General features: G+C 53.5%; 15 protein-coding genes and 2 pseudogenes. 14 read left to right on the top strand and 3 right to left on the bottom strand.

What is annotated here, in order from left to right; genetic code table 11:
* The first annotated feature begins 11 nt into the window (after nt 1-11).
* The 13 genes and pseudogenes from OCV69_RS09015 (at nt 12) to OCV69_RS08955 (ending at nt 14717) form a co-directional block, all read left to right on the top strand.
* Complete coding sequence (locus tag OCV69_RS09015; RefSeq protein WP_262563067.1) at nt 12-1010, top strand: M15 family metallopeptidase; 999 nt, start codon at nt 12-14, stop codon at nt 1008-1010.
* A gap of 117 nt (nt 1011-1127) precedes the next feature.
* The gene (gene yyaC / locus OCV69_RS09010; protein ID WP_158358725.1) at nt 1128-1730 is read left to right on the top strand and encodes a spore protease YyaC; all 603 of its coding nucleotides are present in this window, start codon (nt 1128-1130) and stop codon (nt 1728-1730) included.
* A 103-nt stretch (nt 1731-1833) separates the two neighbouring features.
* The gene (locus tag OCV69_RS09005) at nt 1834-3228 is read left to right on the top strand and encodes a LysM peptidoglycan-binding domain-containing protein (RefSeq protein WP_158358726.1); all 1395 of its coding nucleotides are present in this window, start codon (nt 1834-1836) and stop codon (nt 3226-3228) included.
* 94 nt (nt 3229-3322) lie between these two features.
* Nucleotides 3323-4747 (top strand): DUF5711 family protein, encoded by a 1425-nt coding sequence (locus OCV69_RS09000; RefSeq protein ID WP_022272128.1) that lies wholly within the window; start codon nt 3323-3325, stop codon nt 4745-4747.
* A gap of 245 nt (nt 4748-4992) precedes the next feature.
* Complete coding sequence (gene tkt / locus OCV69_RS08995; protein ID WP_022272129.1) at nt 4993-6972, top strand: transketolase; 1980 nt, start codon at nt 4993-4995, stop codon at nt 6970-6972.
* A 141-nt stretch (nt 6973-7113) separates the two neighbouring features.
* The gene (locus OCV69_RS08990) at nt 7114-8058 is read left to right on the top strand and encodes an ROK family glucokinase (protein ID WP_158358727.1); all 945 of its coding nucleotides are present in this window, start codon (nt 7114-7116) and stop codon (nt 8056-8058) included.
* 369 nt (nt 8059-8427) lie between these two features.
* Nucleotides 8428-9420 (top strand): hypothetical protein, encoded by a 993-nt coding sequence (locus tag OCV69_RS08985; RefSeq protein ID WP_158358728.1) that lies wholly within the window; start codon nt 8428-8430, stop codon nt 9418-9420.
* A 165-nt stretch (nt 9421-9585) separates the two neighbouring features.
* Nucleotides 9586-11271: a putative manganese-dependent inorganic diphosphatase gene (locus OCV69_RS08980; protein ID WP_158358729.1), complete on the top strand. Its 1686-nt coding sequence runs from the start codon at nt 9586-9588 to the stop codon at nt 11269-11271.
* 23 nt (nt 11272-11294) lie between these two features.
* A pseudogene (locus tag OCV69_RS08975) lies at nt 11295-11879 on the top strand (flavin reductase family protein); the annotation flags it as partial.
* A 377-nt stretch (nt 11880-12256) separates the two neighbouring features.
* A pseudogene (locus OCV69_RS17185) lies at nt 12257-12367 on the top strand (ArsR family transcriptional regulator); the annotation flags it as partial.
* 153 nt (nt 12368-12520) lie between these two features.
* Complete coding sequence (locus OCV69_RS08965) at nt 12521-13459, top strand: CobW family GTP-binding protein (RefSeq protein ID WP_158358757.1); 939 nt, start codon at nt 12521-12523, stop codon at nt 13457-13459.
* A gap of 11 nt (nt 13460-13470) precedes the next feature.
* Complete coding sequence (locus OCV69_RS08960; protein ID WP_158358731.1) at nt 13471-13704, top strand: thioredoxin family protein; 234 nt, start codon at nt 13471-13473, stop codon at nt 13702-13704.
* The gene (locus OCV69_RS08955; RefSeq protein ID WP_158358758.1) at nt 13704-14717 is read left to right on the top strand and encodes a permease; all 1014 of its coding nucleotides are present in this window, start codon (nt 13704-13706) and stop codon (nt 14715-14717) included. The genes OCV69_RS08960 and OCV69_RS08955 overlap by 1 nt, the downstream gene beginning before the upstream one ends.
* A 108-nt stretch (nt 14718-14825) precedes the next feature.
* On the opposite strand, the gene OCV69_RS08950 is transcribed toward OCV69_RS08955, so the two are convergent.
* Nucleotides 14826-16187 (bottom strand): amidohydrolase, encoded by a 1362-nt coding sequence (locus OCV69_RS08950; RefSeq protein ID WP_158358732.1) that lies wholly within the window; start codon nt 16185-16187, stop codon nt 14826-14828.
* A 617-nt stretch (nt 16188-16804) separates the two neighbouring features.
* Here OCV69_RS08950 and OCV69_RS08945 point away from each other — a divergent pair.
* Nucleotides 16805-17113, top strand: a complete 309-nt coding sequence (locus OCV69_RS08945) for a hypothetical protein (RefSeq protein ID WP_262563066.1) — start codon at nt 16805-16807, stop codon at nt 17111-17113.
* 461 nt (nt 17114-17574) lie between these two features.
* Here OCV69_RS08945 and OCV69_RS08940 read toward each other — a convergent pair whose 3' ends face one another.
* Both OCV69_RS08940 and OCV69_RS08935 read right to left on the bottom strand, forming a co-directional pair.
* The gene (locus tag OCV69_RS08940; protein WP_022273440.1) at nt 17575-18096 is read right to left on the bottom strand and encodes a nitroreductase family protein; all 522 of its coding nucleotides are present in this window, start codon (nt 18094-18096) and stop codon (nt 17575-17577) included.
* Nucleotides 18097-18219: 123 nt separating this feature from the next.
* Nucleotides 18220-19164: a hypothetical protein gene (locus OCV69_RS08935; protein ID WP_158358733.1), complete on the bottom strand. Its 945-nt coding sequence runs from the start codon at nt 19162-19164 to the stop codon at nt 18220-18222.
* Nucleotides 19165-19186 lie beyond the last annotated feature (22 nt).

Below are 19186 nucleotides of genomic sequence, written 5' to 3'. Positions count from 1 at the left end.
GAGGCAGAAGGATGAAAGTGGATACGGTACGGATGATGACAATGGCGGCTCTCATGGCGGCGGCCATGAGCACAACGGCGTTTGCCGGAAGCTGGAGGACCGATGGGGGCGGCAGATGGTATCAGAACGATGATGGAAGCTGTACGAAGAACGGATGGCAGTGGATCGACAGCGACAATGACGGATATTCGGAATGCTTCTATTTTGATTCCAACGGGTATGTGCTGACCAATACCAGAACGCCCGACGGGAGCCAGGTAAACGGCATTGGCGCATGGGTAAAGGACGGCCATGTCCAGAGCCAGGCCGGTGGAAGCGGATCCTCTGGCGGAAACAGCGGCTCCTCGTGGGACAGTTCCTTCTGGGGAGATTCTTCCGGAACAGGAGGAAGCTCCTATGACGACTGGGGCTGGCTTTTCGATTATGAATATGATCCTTACTGGTATGAGAACGATCCGGAGCTGTCAGAGGGAGAGAAAGCCGGATATCATTACTCAGCTGTGCACCAGGATTACAGTCTCAGAACAGAGGAGCGCTGGAACCAGGTAAACGCACAGTATGACCGGATCGCGGCAAATCCCACGCCGGAGGCAGCCCAGGCAGAAATGGTATGGGTGGAGATCCCGGTATGGAGGCTGAAAAACGGCCAGAAGACGGCTGGCACAGATAAGGTTCAGGTCCTCAGCAGCATCGCGGACGAGGTGAAGGCCATTTTTACAGAGATCTACAATGGACCGGAGCAGTTCCCCATCCAGAGCATCGGCGCTTACAGCTGGCGCGGCAACGGGCTGGGCAGCTATCACAGCGCGGGAATGGCCATCGACATCAATCCGGACCAGAATCCCCAGGTGCGGATGGACGGCACGGTCTTGGTGGGAAATAAATGGGAGCCTGGCGTAAACCCGTATTCCATCGGCCGTGACAGCGATGTGGTAAAGGCATTTGGAAAATATGGATGGACATGGGGAGCTATGTTTTCCACCAAGGATTATATGCACTTTGAGTGGTAAGAGCGAAAACTTCCGGCGGGAGGCAGATAAATTTCTGCCTCCGCTTTTTTATTGTATATTCCTCCCCATGTCCGCCTATAATAGCGTATAAGACCAGGAAGGAAAAGGAAGAGGAGCATGAGATTTCGCAGGCAGGAGATTTATTACTATAATACGAAAGCCGGGTTTGAGACGGAAAAGTTTGCGGGCCGCCTTCTGATGATGATCCTGGAGGGAATGCAGGAAAAAAGGAAAACAGAGATCCTGTTCCTGTGCATCGGGACGGACCGGTCCACCGGAGACAGCCTGGGACCTCTGATCGGATATAAATTGAAGGAAAAGGGCATGAGAAACGCCAGAGTCCTGGGAACACTGGAGGAGCCGGTCCATGCCATGAACCTGGAGCCGTGTATGGAGCAGCTGCGTGAAAAATGTCCCGATGCCCTGGTGGTGGCTGTGGACGCGTCGGTGGGCAGCGCGGATCATGTGGGCTATGTGACCCTGGGACGGGGGCCCCTAAAGCCCGGGCTGGGCGTCAGTAAGGACCTGGATGCGGTAGGGGATCTTTTCATCACCGGTATCGTAGGCTCTGTGAGGAACGGGGACCCGCTGATGCTCCAGAGCGTCCGGCTGTCTGTGGTCATGCGTCTGGCAGACTGCATCAGCCGCAGCATCTGCCTGGGCATGAATCTTCTGGGAAAACGTGTCGAAAACTTTTTCGGACAGCCGGCCCCGTTTTGACAGGTTTTGCAAAAGGCCCATGGTATACTTCCACCTGAATCATAAGGGGAAGACCGGAGGACAGGCCCGGCCTTCCCGTGGAAGAATATAGCGAGGTGAGACCATGGGAGACTTATACAATCCGTTTCCAAAACTGCCGAAAAATATCCGCCAGATCGGAGATCCGGACCAGGTGATCCGTTTTTATATGGAGGATTATGTCAATACATACTTAAAACGCCTGTACCCGTCTGGGAGCCAGACGCTGCGGGTGGGACTTTTGCTGGGAAGCGTGGAACAGTACGACGGGACTCCGTATGTGTTTGTGGACGGGGCCATGGAGATGGAGGATGTGGAGACCGACGGGGAAAAGATCGTCTTTACAGAAAGCGGATGGAAAAAGGCGTACCAGGCCATGGAGGAGGCATTTCCCAAGCGCACGATCCAGGGGTGGTTTCTCTGCGGAGGGCCTGGAAGCCAGTTAAGCCCGCTGAATTACTGGAAGCAGCACTGCCAGTATTTTGCAGGAAAGAACCAGCTCATGTATCTGAACCATGGCCTGGAGGGCGAGGAGGTCATCTATGTGACCTCAGAGGACGGATTTTATCGTCTGAAGGGCCACTGTGTATATTATGAACGGAACCAGATGATGCAGGACTACATGATCACCAGAAAGGACGTCCGCCGGGTAGAGACAGGCTCCCATGAGAAGGTGATCCGGGATTTCCGCCAGCGGATGGTGGTAAAAAAGGAACAGGCGGATATGGAGAGCCATAAGACCAGCGCCCTGGGAATGCTGTGCGGTGCCCTTTCGGTGGCCGTCCTGGCCGGAGGCGTGGTCATGGTCAATAATTATTCAAAAATGCGGGAAATGGAAAGCGTCCTTACCTCGGTGCTTCCCGCCGGTATCACGGACTGGGACGAGTACCGGAAGGAAAAGGCCAAGGAGCCGGATTTTGTGATCGAGGAAATGACTGGGAGCGTGTATCCCACAGAGGTTTTGCCGGGAGAGACCGGGGAGACCTATGAGGGCGAGACCATGGCAGAAACGCCTCCTGCCAAAGAAGGCTCCTCCATAGAGGAGGGCGGGGCTCTGGCAGATTCCGATCTTGTTGAAGAGGTTGTGCCGGAAACGGCTTCTTCGGACTCCTCTGCCCCGGAATCGGCTCCGTCTTCTCCGGAAGCGCCCCAGAGGCTGACTGGAATGGACAAGGAGGCACATCCGTCCGGCAGTCCGGAGACAGCCCCGGCTTCAGAGACAGCTCCGTCCGCAGAAGCCCCCACAGAATCCGGCCAGGGAGACGCCTCCTCTGGGGACTGTCCTGCCATCGACTTTGAAGCTGCCAGGGCCAACGGATATGAGATCTACCAGGTGGGGGAGGGAGAGACGCTTTATGGGATCTGCTTCAAAGAATATGGCACCTTGAGCCGTCTTTCGGAGCTCTGCCGCCTCAACGGCCTGGAGGATGAGAACCGGATCCTGGCGGGGCAGAAGCTGATCCTGCCGTCAAAGGAGTGACTGGAGAAGGAATAATTTAAGAAAGAATTTAATGCGAATCTCCCCGAAATGGTGTATACTAAAAATATATGGGCATTTCCGGGAGATTTAATATATGAATGATATGGGTTTTATGGACAGAGAATCAAAAAAACGGCAGCTCCGCAGAAACATTGTCCAGCCGCCGCAGGAGGAACGCCCGTCCCGGTATGAAGAGGAGGACAGCGAAGAGGTGATCCGCCAGGTCCATCGGGAAAGGCGGAAAAAGCGGATCCTGACGACGGTCATGACAGTCCTGTTTCTTGCAGTGACCGGTTTTTGTTTCTATAAATATCAGAGCGAGTATGAGTATACCGGCTACGATGTGGCCTGGGAGAGACCGATGCGCTATACGGGCGCTGAAAACAGTGCAGAAAACGCCCCGGAGGCCGGAGAAAACGGAACACCGGAAAATGGGGATCCGGAGGCGGCCAACGCCCCGGAAGGGGCTGGGGAGGATGATGGCCAGCCGCCCCAGATCACACCCAGTAAGAGCGTCAGCGAAAGCGGATTTGTGAAATATGCGTATTTTGGCGAGAATATGATCCGCTATACCAAGGACGGAGCTTCTTATATTGACGGAGCGGGAAAGACCGTCTGGACCCAGAGCTTTGAGATGAAGACTCCGGTCATCAACGTCAACGGAGACTATGCGGTGATCGCAGATCAGCAGGGAAACCAGCTCTATATATGCAGCACGGCCGGCTGTACCGGCGTTGCCAAGACCCAGCTTCCCATTACAAAGGCGGCTGTGTCCTCCCGGGGGATCACGGCGGCTGTGGTGGAGGACAGCTCGGCGTGCTACATCTTCTATTTTAAAAAGGATGGGGAAGAGCTGGGCATCAATATCAAAATGCTTTTGTCGGGAGACGGCTATCCAGTGGATATCGCCCTGTCGCCGGATGGAAAGCAGATCGTCATGTCGGTCATGTACATGAAAAACGGGACTTTAAAAAATAAAGTTGTTTTTTATGATTTCTCAGAAATCGGAAAAAACGTGAATAATCGTTTTATCGGAGGCTTTGAAGAGGAATTTGATGATAAAATGGCGGCACGGGTCGTTTACCTGAACCAGGAAACGGTCTGCGCGTTTTCGGACAAGGGGCTGACCTTTATTTCAGTGAAAAACGTGATCCCGGACAGCACGGTGGTGACGGTCCCGGTGGAGGAGGAGATCAAAAGCATCTTTTACTCGGACAAGTACGCCGGAGTCGTGGTGGAGAACGGGTCCGGCAACCCCAGCCGCCTGGATGTGTATACGACTGATGGAAAGCTGGCCGGAACCGTGGACTTTGACTACGATTATGCCGGAGTTGAAATTGACGGCGACCGGGTTATCCTGTATAATGAGGAATCGTGCAGGGTATACAGCCTGGACGGCCATCTGAAATTCCAGGGCCAGTTCGATTTTTCCGTTTCCTGTGTGCGCTCGGGGAAAAACCATGGAAATTCCCTGATCGTGGCCGGGAGCGAGGTAATGAAAGAGATAAAATTAAAATGATATCAGGGTCAAAAGGTCAATAAATCCGACGCAAGCCTGCTTGCGGGAGGATGTTTGAACTTGAGACCCGCCAAAACACCGAAAAGCAGCCATTTTTCATAGAAAAATGAGCGGATTTGAGGGTTTTGAGGATTGCGGGAGCACATAGTGCGGAGCAATCCGATATCAGAGGGGTCAAAAAGCTTTTGACCCTAACATCAATAAAACAAATGTAAAAACAAGCACAGTTCTTAGGAGGAAGAGACATGAAAGCAATCGATGCACTGTCCGTCAATTCTATCAGAGTTTTAGCCGCTGATGCGATCCAGAAGGCCAATTCCGGCCATCCGGGCCTGCCCCTGGGAAGCGCTCCCATGGCATATGAGCTCTGGGCCAATCACATGAATCACAATCCGGCCAACCCCAAATGGGAGAACCGGGACCGCTTCATCCTTTCCGGCGGCCATGGCTCCATGCTTCTGTATTCCCTTTTACACCTGTTCGGATACGGGCTTACCAAGGAGGATATCATGAATTTCCGCCAGCTGGGCTCTCTGACGCCGGGACATCCCGAGTACGGCCACACCGTCGGAGTGGAAGCGACCACAGGCCCTCTGGGCGCGGGAATGGGCATGGCAGTGGGTATGGCCCTGGCTGAAAAGCATCTGGCTGCCGTATTTAATAAGGAAAATTATCCAGTGGTGGATCACTACACCTATGTGCTGGGCGGCGACGGCTGCATGATGGAGGGGATCTCCTCCGAGGCGTTCTCCCTGGCCGGGACCATGGGCCTTTCCAAGCTCATCGTTCTTTATGACTCCAACCGGATCTCCATTGAGGGAAGCACAGACCTGGCCTTCAGGGAGAACGTGGAGGAGCGCATGAAGGCCTTCGGCTTCCAGACCATCACCGTAGAGGACGGCACCAACTTAGACGCCATCGGCCTGGCCATCGAGGCGGCAAAGGCCGATACGGAACGTCCGTCCTTCATCACCATTAAAACAGAGATCGGTTACGGCTGTCCGGCCAAGCAGGGCAAGGCCAGCGCCCACGGCGAGCCTCTGGGCGTGGACAATGTAAAGGCCATGCGGGAGACCCTGGGCTGGCCCTATGAGGAGCCGTTCTTCGTACCGGACGAGGTATATGCCCACTTTGCAAAGCTGGCAGAGGAAAAGGCAGAGACAGAGGCAGCCTGGAACGTGATGTTTGCAGCCTACTGCCAGGAATATCCGGAGATGGAAGCGCTCTGGGAGAAGTACCACAGCGGAGTGGATGCGGATTCTCTTATGAACAATGAAAAATTATGGCTGGAGCAGGAAAAGCCGGAGGCCACCAGATCCTTATCCGGAAAAATGATCAATCTTCTGAAGGATGAGATCCCGGGCATGATCGGCGGATCCGCAGACCTGGGACCCTCCAATAAAACGGAGATGAAGGGCGAGGGCGATTTCTCCGCAGAAAACCCGGCGGGAAGAAACATCCATTTTGGTGTGAGAGAGCTGGCCATGGCCGCCATCGGAAACGGTATCATGCTCCACGGCGGTTTACGGGCCTATGTCGCCACGTTCTTTGTATTCAGCGATTATGTGAAGCCCATGGCGAGACTTTCTGCTCTTATGGGCGTTCCGCTGACCTTTGTACTGACCCATGACAGCATCGGCGTCGGCGAGGACGGACCGACCCATGAGCCCATCGAGCAGCTTGCCATGCTGCGGGCCATGCCCAACCTGCGGGTATTCCGCCCCTGCGATGCAACGGAGACATCTGCCGCATGGCTGACCGCCGCATCCTCTGAGAAGACTCCCACAGCTCTGGTGCTCACAAGACAGAACCTGGCCCCCATCACGGGCAGCAGCAGGGAGGCCTTAAAGGGCGGCTATGTGATCGACGACTGCGAGGGTACGCCGGAGGTGATCCTCATTGCCAGCGGCTCCGAGGTGGAGCTGGCAGTGAAGGCCAAGGCAGAGCTGGAGGCAGAAGGAACGAAGGTACGCGTGGTCTCCATGCCGTGTATGGAGCTTTTCGAGGAGCAGAGCGCAGAGTACAGGGAGGCAGTCCTTCCGAGGGCCGTAAGAAAGAGAGTCGCCATCGAAGCGCTTTCCGATTTCGGATGGGGAAAATATGTGGGCCTGGATGGAGCGTATGTATGCATGAAGAGCTTCGGAGCCAGCGCTCCGGCAGCAAAGCTGTTTGAAAAATTTGGTTTTACGGTGGAGAACGTGGTCAATACTGTAAAAGCGCTGTAATACAGAGTATGGGACCGGGGCCGGATGGTGTGGAAATCCGGTCCCGGAATCTTTTTATGGAAGGAACAGAAAAAACATGGAAAAAGGCCGCAGGAGCGGGAGGAAGGAATGCGGGCGGCCAGGAGAAAGGGAGGATCAGTCATGAGCCGGAAATGCATTGGAATCGATATCGGAGGCACGACCGTAAAGCTCGGTATGTTTGAGCAGGACGGAACGCTCCTGGAGAAGTGGGAGATCCCCACGAGAAAGGAAAACGGAGGGGCGCATATCCTGGAGGATATTGCGGCGGCCATAAAGAAAAAGGCAGCGGAAAGGGGACTTTCGACGGCAGATTTTGAAGGAGCCGGCATGGGACTTCCGGGGCCGGTCCTGGAGGATGGCCACGTGGAATTCTGCGTGAACCTGGGCTGGAAGGCCATGAACCCCCAGGAGATCCTAAGCGGCCTTCTGGACGGGATGCCGGTAAAGAGCGCCAATGACGCCAATGTGGCTGCCCTGGGGGAGCTGTGGCAGGGAGGCGGCCGCGGCTATAAAAATATGGTCATGATCACCCTGGGAACGGGCGTCGGCGGCGGTATTATCCTCAATGAAAAGATCTGGTCTGGTATGCAGGGCGTCGGCGGCGAGATCGGCCATATCCATGTGATCGAAGGAGAGACGGAGCAGTGCAACTGCGGCGGATACGGATGTCTGGAGCAGGCAGCTTCGGCCACGGGGATCGCCCGTCTGGCCAGGAAACTCCTGGAGGCAGATCCGGCGCGGCCCTCATCTCTGCGGGAAGTGAAAAATCTGTCGGCTAAGAGCGTGCTGGACGCAGCCAGGGCAGGGGATCCTCTGGCCCTGGAGTCAGTGGAGACCTCCTGCCGGTATCTGGGCTGGGCCATGGCCGGGATCACCATGGTGGTGGATCCGGAGGCTTATCTGATCGGGGGCGGCGTTTCCAGGGCTGGGACCTTTCTGACCGAAAAGATCCAGAGATACCACGACCAGTTATCGCCCATGGCCACAAAGAAGGCAAAGGTTCTCCTGGCTACACTGGGAAACGATGCGGGGATCTATGGGGCTGCGAAGCTGGTATTGGGATAAAATGAGGAGACCCCGGCTGCGACAGCCGGGGCAATTATGAAAAATCTATGTGCAATTTGTCATATTGGCGATGAGAAATAAATTTTTTCTATGCAATTAGTATAAAAAATATATGTGAACAAAATATGAATAAATTGTAAATAGATTATGAAACTATTGTAAGCGGCTTTTGTAAGTTTTGTTCACGGGGTGCTACTGGGAAAAATGCATAGAAAGAATGTTACGAATATTACTTTTTTATTACATTTTTACATTTTTCATACGTTTTCTTACGTCTTTTCCAATCTGTTGAAATCATGGAAATTTTATACTATAATCCAGATATAAAGAAGAAAAAAATCGTGAAATCAGATAAAAGGAGGACATCATATGAGAAAGAGAAATGTAAAGGGATTATTATTCGCAGCAGCTTTTATGATCGCAGGTACCCAGCTGACGAGCATTGAGGCCCTGGCCAGAGACTGGGACGATAAGTGGGAAGACAAGTGGGAAGACCGCTGGGATGATGACGACGATGACGATGATGACCGTTGGGATGACGACGACCGCTGGGATGACGATGACCGTTGGGATGATGACGACTGGGACGATGATGATGACGACCGCTGGCCGGGCAATGGCCATCACCATGGCCATCAGAACGGAAACGGCCATCACAACGGGCACCATAATGGAAACAACAATGGAAACGGAAACAACAATAACCAGGAGAAAAAAGGCGGCTGGGTCAATGTAGTATATTTCTGCGAGGAAGACAATACCGTGTGGGCTCCCGGAGAGATCTGGGCCAAGGGTCTTGTGAACGGAAAAGGAAATGTGAACTCCAGTGAAATGACCACAGTGCCCGAGGGCTATAAGCTGAGGGTCGTGGGCGATTACTACTATAACGGCGGCGATGAGCTCCGGGTGGAGGTCATTAAGGAGAAGACCCAGGGCGGAAGAGTCAACGTGGTATATTACTGTGAGGAGGACAACACCGTGTGGGCCCCCGGAGAGATCTGGGCCAAGGGCCTTGTGAATGGAAAAGGAAATGTAAACTCCAGTGAAATGACCACAGTACCCAAGGGCTATCACTTGAAGGTCGTTGGCGATTACTATTACGACGGCGGCAGCGAGCTGCGTGTCCGTATCGTAAAGGACGACACCAAGACCGGCGGCTGGGTCAATGTGGTATACTACTGTAAGGAAGACAATACGGTATGGGCGCCCGGACAGATCTGGGCCGAAGGCCTTGTGGACGGCAAGGGTACTATCAACTGTACAGAGATGACGACGGTTCCGGCGGGCTACCGCTTAAAGGTTGTGGGAGATTATTACTACGATGGAACCGGTGATTTCCGGGTACAGATCGTGAAAAAGTAACAGTTCAAAAAAACAGATAAATATCCGGGGGCATGTCTGATTATGCCCCCGTTTTGCTTTGCTTTTTGTACAAATTCCCGGGTGTACGGTTTTTACCCTGTGTGCTATACTTAAGAAAGAACTGGAATGTGACCATGAAATCATCGGAAAGGACGAAGACCATTTATGATAAATACAGAAAAGCAGAAGACGCTGGTCATTGGACACCGGAACCCGGATACGGATTCCATCTGTTCTGCCATCTGCTATGCCGCCTTGAAGCGGACGCTGACGGGAAAGGAATATGAACCGTGCCGCGCTGGAAATGTGAATCCGGAGACGCAGTTTGTACTGGATTTTTTCCATGTGGAAGCGCCCCGTCTGGTGGAAAGCGTGAAGACCCAGGTAAAGGATATTGAGATCCGCAAGACCAAAGGCGTGGACCGGGGCATCTCCCTGAAGACCGCATGGAGCCTCATGCAGGAAAACAATGTGGTGACGATCCCCTGTGTCACAGAGGAGGGCGTTTTAGAGGGCGTCATCACCATCGGAGATATTACCAAATCCTATATGAACCTGTATGACAGCAGTATCATTTCCAAGGCCAATACCAAGTATTCCAACATCCTGGATACCCTGGAGGGCAGCATTGTGGTGGGAGACGCGGAGGCATATTTTGATAAGGGAAAGGTCCTGATCGCCGCCGCAAATCCGGATCTGATGGAGAATTATATTGAAAAGCATGACCTGGTGATCCTGGGAAACCGGTACGAATCCCAGCTCTGCGCCATTGAGATGGAGGCGGGCTGCATTATTGTCTGCGAGGGCGCTGGCGTTTCCCTGACCATCCGGAAGCTGGCCCAAGAACGGGGCTGCACGGTGATCACCACGCCCTATGATACATATACCACCGCGAGACTGATCAACCAGTCCATGCCCATCAGCTATTTTATGACCATGGAAAATATCATCGGCTTCTCCGATGAGGACCCCATTGACGATATCCGGGACATCATGGCCAACAAGCGCCACCGTGATTTCCCGATCCTGGATTCCGACGGAAAATATCTGGGCATGATCTCCCGCCGGAACCTGCTGGGAGCTAAGGGAAAACATATCATCCTGGTGGATCACAACGAGCGGACCCAGGCCGTCGAGGGCATTGAGACGGCGGATATCCGGGAGATCATCGACCATCACCGTCTTGGAACGGTGCAGACCATGTCTCCGGTATTTTTCAGAAACCAGCCTCTGGGCTGTACGGCTACCATCATTTACCAGATGTACCAGGAAAATAACGTGAAGATCGATAAGACCACAGCGGGACTTTTATGCAGCGCCATTATTTCAGACACGCTGCTGTTCCGTTCCCCCACCTGCACAGCGGTGGATAAGGAGGCGGCCCTGGCTCTGGCGGAGATCGCGGGGATCCATGCCGAGGAGTATGCAAAAAAGATGTTTGCAGCTGGCAGCAATCTGAAGGGAAAATCGGACGAGGACATTTTCTACCAGGATTTCAAGCGGTTCACGGTGGGAAATTCTGTGTTCGGGATCGGCCAGATCACCTCTCTGGATTCAGAGGAGCTGGAGAATCTGAAGCCCCGGATGCTGGCTTATACGGAGAAGGCCAGAGAGCAGCATGACGCGGATATGATGTTCTTCATGCTGACTAATATCCTGACAGAGTCCACGGACCTGATCTGCGTGGGCCAGGGGGCCGAGCAGCTTGTTTCCACGGCCTTCCATATGGCAGATGAGGATGGCTCCGGAGACGAGGAGATGGAAGAGATGGACGGCATCGTCAGCCTTCCGGGCGTGGTTTCCAGAAAGAAGCAGCTGGCCCCCCAGATCATGATGGCGCTGCAGCAGTAAGCGGCGGGAGCTGGAGGAATTTTATGGGAAAAAGACAGTTTAAGCCGGGGAACATGCTGTACCCCGTTCCCGCGGTCATGGTCTCTGTGGCCGATAAAGAGGGAAACGCCAATATCATCACCGTGGCCTGGGCGGGAACGGTGTGCACCAATCCGCCGATGCTGACCATCAGCATCCGGCCGGAGCGGTATTCCTACCATATGATCCGGGAGACCGGGGAGTTTGTGGTAAACCTGACCACAGAGGAGCTGGCCCGGGCTACGGACTACTGCGGCGTCCGGTCGGGCCGGGATACGGATAAATGGGCAGATATGGGGCTCACGAAGGAAAAAGCCAGTAAGGTCTCAGTCCCGCTGATCCGGGAATGTCCGGTGAACCTGGAGTGCCGGGTGGTGCGGGTGGATGAGCTGGGAAGCCATCATATGTTTCTGGCCCAGGTGGTGGCGGTGGACGTGGACGAAAAATATATGGATGAAAAGGACACCTTCCACCTGTCAGCGGCCAGACCCATGGCCTACTCCCACGGGCGGTATTACGGCCTGGGGGAATGCCTGGGAACCTTTGGATACAGTGTGAAGAAGACGGCTGAAAAGCGCGGATCCGGGAAGGGGAAGGCTGCGCCGGAAGCAGGAAATAGTTCCGGAAGGCGGAAGGATGGGATTAAAGCCGGAAGGGGCGCTGGGAGACAGAGGCCCGGGACCCGGCAGGGAAAGGCCGTTGGCCGTCCCCAGTCCGGCCCTCCCGGTATAAGAAAGTAAGAGAAGGCTGGTGAAAAGAGGGGCTGCTGTAAAAGGAAAGCGGGACGGCTTTCTCTTTGCAGCAGCCCTTTTTGGAAAAAATATATTGACAAAATTCTATATGAGAATTATAATGCAAACATAGAAAAAAATCTATCTGTAAAAGGGGATATGTAAATTTGGACTATACAGAGTATGCCAGGCTGTTTAAAGCTCTTTCAGATCCCAAGCGGCTGAAGATCGTCCACATGCTGGCAGGAGGCGAGCTCTGCGCCTGTAAGATCCTGGAGGAATTTCATATTACGCAGCCGACTCTGTCCCACGATATGAAGCTTTTGACCGACACGGGGCTTGTGATCCCGCGGCGGGAGGGAAAATGGACCCATTATTCTCTGAATAAGGCCAGAGTGGGAGAGATCTGCCGGGCGGCGGAGGGGCTGATGGTCCCGGAGACGGGGACAGGGGTCTGCGGCTGCGGGAAGAAAGAGGGAAAAAAGGAGGACATGGAAAAAATGGAAACTGTGAATACGAAGCTGTACGTTCTGACCGGCTTTCTGGGCTCTGGAAAGACCACGGCGTTATTAAAGCTTCTGGAGAGACTGAAGGGCAGCCGGATCGGGGTCATCCAGAATGAATTCGGGAAGCTGGGGATCGATGGAACGATCCTGCGGAATGACGATATCCAGATGGTGGAGATCAACCGGGGCTCTATTTTCTGCACCTGCCAGAAGTTAAATTTTGTCAAGGCCCTGGCGGAAATGGCCCAGCGGGATTTTGACTATCTTTTTGTGGAAAGCTCCGGCTGGGGAGATCCCTCCAATGTCCAGGAGATCCTGGACGCGGCTCGGATCGCTTCGGAAAAGGAATACGATTTTAAGGGCGTGATCTGCTTTGTGGATGCGGTGAACTTCCTGGAGCAGGTCAAGGATGAGGAGACGGCCTTCCGCCAGCTGAAGCACTGCAATCTGGCGGTCATTACAAAAACAGACCTGGCAGATGCGGGGCTGATGGAGCAGGTGGCAGAAAAGATCCGGGAGATCAACCCGGTGTGTGAGATTCTTGAAAGTGTCAATGGGGAAATGGATCATTCCTTTTTACAGAAGGATCTGAGGATCTTCCAGTGGGCCGAAAGCGAGGAGACCACCAACTCAGTGGAAACAAAGCCCAAGTCCCTGTTCATGGAATACGAGGGCCAGGTGGAAAAGGAAAAGCTCCACAAATTTTTAGCGGCGGTGGCTCCGGATGTACACCGGATCAAGGGCTTCTGTGATCTTAAAGAGACGGGCTGGACCCAGGTGGACGTGGTAGGCTCCCTGATCGACTATAAGGAGTGCGGGGCCTTTGAACGGTCCCAGCTGGTGTTTATTTCAAAGATCGGTCCCATGGTCATAAAAAAGATCTTCTCCGCCTGGGAGGAGCATGTGGGCAGCGAGATGAAGCTTAAGAATTAAAGGAGGATAACATGGTCATAAAGGTGATCGGTATGGGATGTGAAAACTGCGATAAGCTGTATGAAAATGTGATGGAGGCCGTAAGGGAGACTGGCAGCGATGCAGTGGTGGAAAAGGTCGGAGACCTGATGGAGATCGTGAAGCTGGGCGTCATGGCGGCACCGTCGCTGATGATCGACGGTAAGCTGGTGATCGCGGGACGGACGGCGAAGACATCGGAGATCGTCCGTCTGCTGAAGAAATGATGGAGGCAGGAAAGGGGCTGTGGAGCCTGATCCAGGACCAGATCCTCGGCATGAAATGGCTGAAGGATGCGGTGGGATCGGGCCTTACGGCCATGGGAACCGATATTTCCTCCAGACTTGGCGGCAGCGTACATTTTTTTATCTATGATATCATTAAGATCACGATCTTATTATGCACGCTGATCTTTGTGATCTCTTATATCCAGAGCTATTTTCTGCCGGAGCGCAGCAAAAGGATCCTGAGCCGGTTCCATGGGCTGGGAGCCAGGATCGCGGCGGCCCTTCTGGGAACGGTGACTCCGTTCTGTTCCTGCTCCTCCATCCCCCTGTTCATGGGATTTACGGGGGCGGGCCTCCCTCTGGGCGTGACCTTTTCCTTTCTGATCTCCTCCCCCATGGTGGATCTGGGGAGCCTGGTGCTCCTGACGAGTATTTTCGGTGTGAAGATCGCGGCTGTATACGTTCTTTTGGGACTTTTTGTGGCGGTCCTTGGGGGGACGGTGATCGAAAAGTTGCACATGGAGGCTGAGGTGGAGGAGTTTATCCGGATGGCAGGCCGGGTGGATCTTGAAGGTCCGGCGCTTACGGTCCGGGACCGGCTGGCCTATGCCAGGGACCAGGTGGAGTCCACCTTCAAAAAGGTATTCCCGTATATCCTTGCAGGCGTGGGTATCGGAGCCGTGATCCACAACTGGATCCCTGGGGAATGGATCGAGGCTGCCCTGGGAAGCGGAAATCCCTTTGGCGTAGTGCTGGCCGTTCTGGTGGGCGTCCCCATGTACGCGGATATTTTCGGGACCATCCCAGTGGCGGAAGCGCTTTTGGCCAAGGGCGCCCAGCTGGGGACCATCTTAAGCTTCATGATGGCGGTCACCACCCTGAGCTTTCCGTCCATGGTCATGCTGGGAAAGGCGGTGAAGCCGCGGCTCCTGGGAACATTTGCGGCGGTCTGTACCGTGGGGATCATTTTTGTGGGTTATAGCTTTAATCTGTTCCAATATCTGTTTATATAAAGACAGGCGGTATCTGTCTGAAGATACCGGAAGGGAAAAGAACAGGGGGCGGATGCAGCTCATATGGGCTGCACCTGCCCCCTGCTTGAATGGATTGGCTTTTCGGCGTTATCTCTGACAGAAATCCAGGGTAACGGTGCCGTCCGCGTTGTAGATGACAGCGTCTTTATCCATGGTCAGATTGTCAATGGCAGCCAGATACTCATCTTTGGACTTAAAGTAAGGCTTCGCCTCGGCGAGGACCTTCTTTGCCCTGGCGGCGTCGTTTTCCAGGAACATGGAGGCAGCTACGGTCAGGCACTGGGCCGGATACAGGCAGCCGGCTTTCTTGTCAGCCACATAGTAGTCCTTGCCGTGTCCGGTGCCGATGGAGCCGCTGGCATGGGGATGGATAGCCGGCATGATGGCGGAAACATCGCCCATATCGGTGCAGCCGGTCCCCCAGGAGCCGCGGGTCACAGTACCGGGCCCGGTTACCGCTTCCATAGCCTCTGTCAGGATCTCCGTCATGTTGGCGTCGTTATTTAAGGGGAAGTAGCCCGGATGGTCGTCCAGCTCCACATTGCAGCCCAGAGAGGCGGCCGCTCCGGCCAGAGCCAGGTTTACCTTTTTATTATAATCACGGATGCTGTCAAAGGAAGCGCCGCGTACATAGGATTCCACCTTGGCTGTCTCCGGGATGGCGTTGACGGCTGCTCCGCCCTCGGTGATGATGGGATGGAAGCGGATGTGCTCGCTGTCCACGAAGGTCTCGCGGATGGCGTTGACGGCATTCAGTCCGCAGGTGGCCGCATAGAGCGCATTCTTTCCGGCTTCCGGAGAACCGCCGGCATGGGAGGCCACGCCCTTGAAGGTGATATTCTTGGTGATACAGCCGTTGCAGCCCTGGCTGACGGACAGGGTCTTTCCCTCGGGAAGCTTTCCGGAATGGATCATCATGGCCATGTCAACGCCGTCAAAGTAGCCTCTGGAAATAAATTCCACCTTTCCGCCGAAATACCGGATCACGCCCTGCTTCCGTAATTCCTCCCGGAAGCCCAGCTCGATCAGCTCCTCGGCCGGTACAGCCATGAAACGGATGGAGCCGCAGAGACCATCCAGCGCGCCCGGCTCCTTCATGGCAGCGGCAACTCCCAGAAGGATGGCACACTGGGCGTTATGGCCGCAGGCATGGACCGCGTGAGTCTCGGGATCCGCGTCCGGGTGATTTCCAACGATCAGGGAATCCAGCTCTCCTAAGATGGCGATCTTCGGTCCGGGTCTTCCGGTGTCCAGATCGGCGTAGAAGCCGGGGATGTTTCCGGCTTTGGTGAGGGTGTAGCCCAGGGCCTCGAAATGCTCCTCCATATATGCGGAGGTCTTCCACTCCCGGTATCCGGTCTCCGGGTTCTTCCAGATATAGTCGGCGGTATCGTAGATCAGGGATTCATACTTTGCGACCATTTCCATTAACTGCTTTGCTCGTTCCATAAGATTTTCTCCTTTCTAGGCTGCATGGAAACTGACAGGACCGCGGCCAGTTCCCATGCATTTTCGCTTCTTCTATTATAGCGCAGAATTGCGCCATAAGAAATCGGAAAATGAAAAAATTATCTGGCGGCTTTGGAAATGGGCCGGAACCGTATGCAATTACGGCTTACCCAGCTTCATAATGGTAAGGGCCAGGCGTGAGCCGCAGGGGACCATGGTACTGACCTCAAGAAACTCCTCTGGGGAGCACATCATACCGCCAGTCGGCCCCATTCCGTCTATGGTAGGAGTTCCTTCTGCTGATACAAAGTTTCCGTCGCTGACGCCTCCGGGCTGAGGTTCATTTCCAGCATGTACAGCTCTTCCATGGGCATGCACATGTTTGTTTTTTGCAAATGCTTATCTATAAGGCGCACCCCGAATGAAGTGGGAAATAAGCAGGAAACATGGTATAATGTCTGCAAAGCAGGCATTATACCATCACGCATCTGGTTTCTGCGTTTACCGCAGAAAGCCAGGCGCTTAATTCCCCCGGAGGGGTACCATGTCCGGAGGACATGGTATAATCTGTTCAAGGAAAATTCCACGGAACCCGAAGAAAATTTATATTGGGAGAGGTGAGCAAAATTAAAATTGTAACAATTTGCGGCAGTATGAAATTTGCAGAGGAAATGAAGCAGATTTCTTGGAAATTGGAGGCTGAAAAGGGGGTTGCTGTAATTCAATGCGTCTACAATGAGCAGAATGAACCGATACCCGAAGAGGTACAAAAACGTCTTGCGGCAGCGCATTATAAGAAAATAGATATTTGCGATGCCGTTTATATTGTTGACATTGATGGATATATCGGCACATCAGTTGCCAATGAAATTTCATATGCAAGTGCAAATGGAAAAGAACTTATTTTTCACAGCAAACAGTCTTAAAACATTTCACCAAATGAGCATAATCCGTTGGCTGGATAGCAGGGCCGGTTGCCTTGTCAATGATAAAATAAACGGCTGCGCCGTCATTGTCTTTATATCCTCGTGGGAAATCTGGGCACCATTTAGGCACTAAAAAGGCAAGAGTAACGGATATTTAGAACTTGTGAAAGTGCTAATAGTATAGTATTCATGCGGATCTGACACCTTTCACACCTCACAGACTATCAAATGATAATATTTAAAGCATCCGTCAGCAAACCGTAAGACTTTAAATTAAAAAGTAAATGAAAAATATCTGCAAAATATGATATAATTTAAACAGATAACAGATAATAAAGAAATAAGAAGCGACCACATTCCCCGGCAGACCGCCGGGGCCCATAAAGATCCCCGCCGGGACCGCTGCAGAACAGGGAGGTTCAAATCCCTCTTTACAGCGTTTCCCGGCGGGGTTTTATGCGCTATTTTACATATACGACTTTTCCGGTGCGTTCCTTGGGCTCCACAGGTACGGAGGGATCCGCATAGCCCAGGGCGGCCACGCCGTAGATCACATGGTCTGCGGGAACGCCGATCTCGTTTAACAGGGCGCGGACTGCCGGACGGTCGTTGATGTTCTGCATCTGGTTGATCCATACGGAGCCGACGCCGTAAGAGCGGGCCGCCAGGAAGATATTTTCCATGGCGCAGGCGTTGTCCTCCTTCCCCCAGGGGCTTTCCTTTTCATTGGAGGGGATGATCACAGCGGCAGGGCCGTACATGTCGTAGCCTTCCCGGCCCAGTTCAGTCCCGATGAGGCCGCAGAGACGATGGATGATCTCCTGGTTTGTGACCACGGTAAACTGCCAGGTCTGCTTTCCCATGCCGCTGGGAGCGTGGAGGGCGGCCTTTACAAGGTCCTCCAGGACCTCGGCGGGAATGGGGTCTGCGGTGAATTTCCGGATGCTTCTCCGGGTCAGGATGGCGTTCATTACTTCATTCATATTCATTTCTCCTTTACATGGAAACTGACAGGTCTGCGGGCTTCGCCCGTACATTTTCGCTTCTTCCATTATAGCGCAGAATTGCGGTATAAGAAATCAGAAAATGAAAAAATGATCCGCGGTTTAAAGCTCCCAGGAAAATTCCCGGTACCGCTCGGGGCCTTCCAGGCGGTTGTCCCAGGAGGTGACAAAACGGACAGTCACAGAGGTTATCCCACATTTTTTTAAATATTCCAGATTTTCATTATTTTCCGTAATTACATGGAAAAATTCCTGGCCGTGGGCTTCCAGGCTGTCGGCAAAGGCAGCCATGTCCTGGTCAAAGGGCGGAGCGTAGATGGGAAACTCCAGGTAAAGAACAGAAGAATCCCTGGGGGATCCGAACCGCTTTAAGGTCACATTCTGTCCGCGGTAGCGCTCATCGGAAAAGTACTCCTGGTTGAATGCCTCCACCTGTTCCAGGACCGCTTTCTGGATCGTCAGCTCTTCTGGCTCCTGAGGAAGGGAAAAGGCGGAGTCCGTCAGAAAGAAGCTGCCTTCCTGCTCCGAGGTCAGGATCCGGTTCGGGTCGCTGCTGGCGGTTATCTTTAAGGTATGGAGCTTATAGGCCCCGTAGGGAGTGCTCCGCAGCGCATCTGCCGCCTGGCGGTAGATGGCGGCTGCATCGGGAACATCATATTTGGACTTCTCATCTCCGGCCAGCTGGATATTTACAGATACGGTCCAGTTGTTATACAGCTTTTCCTTCCTCTGCTCATCCATCAGCAGAGGATCCTCGGAAAATTCTATGGAGGTATCGGTGATCTCATAATCGGTCTGTGTATCCGCCCAGGAAGCCAGGGAATCGGTAAGGATCTGGCAGAGCTCCTCGTAAGAGGTATTGTCGATGACTGCCTGGATCTCCTTTAATTTTTTCTCATACTCTTCCTGGGAGTGGGATTGGGAATAGGCCAGGAGCTCCTCCATGTCCGGCATCGTATCGGCAGAAACCGGAGCGGACGATTTATGGGAGCAGGCAGAAAGTGCGAAAACAAGCGTAAAAATCAGACATAATAAGGATTTAATCATAAAAACACCTCTCAATATTAAA

The sequence above is a fragment of the Alitiscatomonas aceti genome (genome assembly GCF_025567195.1).
GTDB lineage: Bacteria > Bacillota > Clostridia > Lachnospirales > Lachnospiraceae > Alitiscatomonas > Alitiscatomonas aceti.
Note: the sequence above shows the minus strand (reverse complement) of the source record. Positions and strands in the feature narration are given on the sequence as shown.

Coding starts and splice junctions, on each gene's coding strand:
- yyaC (WP_158358725.1), top strand. CDS start 1,128: ATGAGATTTCGCAGGCAGGAGATTTATTACTATAATACGAAAGCCGGG.
- OCV69_RS09005 (WP_158358726.1), top strand. CDS start 1,834: ATGGGAGACTTATACAATCCGTTTCCAAAACTGCCGAAAAATATCCGC.
- OCV69_RS08985 (WP_158358728.1), top strand. CDS start 8,428: ATGAGAAAGAGAAATGTAAAGGGATTATTATTCGCAGCAGCTTTTATG.
- OCV69_RS08935 (WP_158358733.1), bottom strand. CDS start 19,164: ATGATTAAATCCTTATTATGTCTGATTTTTACGCTTGTTTTCGCACTT.
- OCV69_RS09000 (WP_022272128.1), top strand. CDS start 3,323: ATGAATGATATGGGTTTTATGGACAGAGAATCAAAAAAACGGCAGCTC.
- OCV69_RS08990 (WP_158358727.1), top strand. CDS start 7,114: ATGAGCCGGAAATGCATTGGAATCGATATCGGAGGCACGACCGTAAAG.
- OCV69_RS08955 (WP_158358758.1), top strand. CDS start 13,704: ATGGAGGCAGGAAAGGGGCTGTGGAGCCTGATCCAGGACCAGATCCTC.
- OCV69_RS08980 (WP_158358729.1), top strand. CDS start 9,586: ATGATAAATACAGAAAAGCAGAAGACGCTGGTCATTGGACACCGGAAC.
- OCV69_RS08940 (WP_022273440.1), bottom strand. CDS start 18,096: ATGAATGAAGTAATGAACGCCATCCTGACCCGGAGAAGCATCCGGAAA.
- OCV69_RS09015 (WP_262563067.1), top strand. CDS start 12: ATGAAAGTGGATACGGTACGGATGATGACAATGGCGGCTCTCATGGCG.
- OCV69_RS08960 (WP_158358731.1), top strand. CDS start 13,471: ATGGTCATAAAGGTGATCGGTATGGGATGTGAAAACTGCGATAAGCTG.
- tkt (WP_022272129.1), top strand. CDS start 4,993: ATGAAAGCAATCGATGCACTGTCCGTCAATTCTATCAGAGTTTTAGCC.
- OCV69_RS08965 (WP_158358757.1), top strand. CDS start 12,521: ATGGAAACTGTGAATACGAAGCTGTACGTTCTGACCGGCTTTCTGGGC.
- OCV69_RS08950 (WP_158358732.1), bottom strand. CDS start 16,187: ATGGAACGAGCAAAGCAGTTAATGGAAATGGTCGCAAAGTATGAATCC.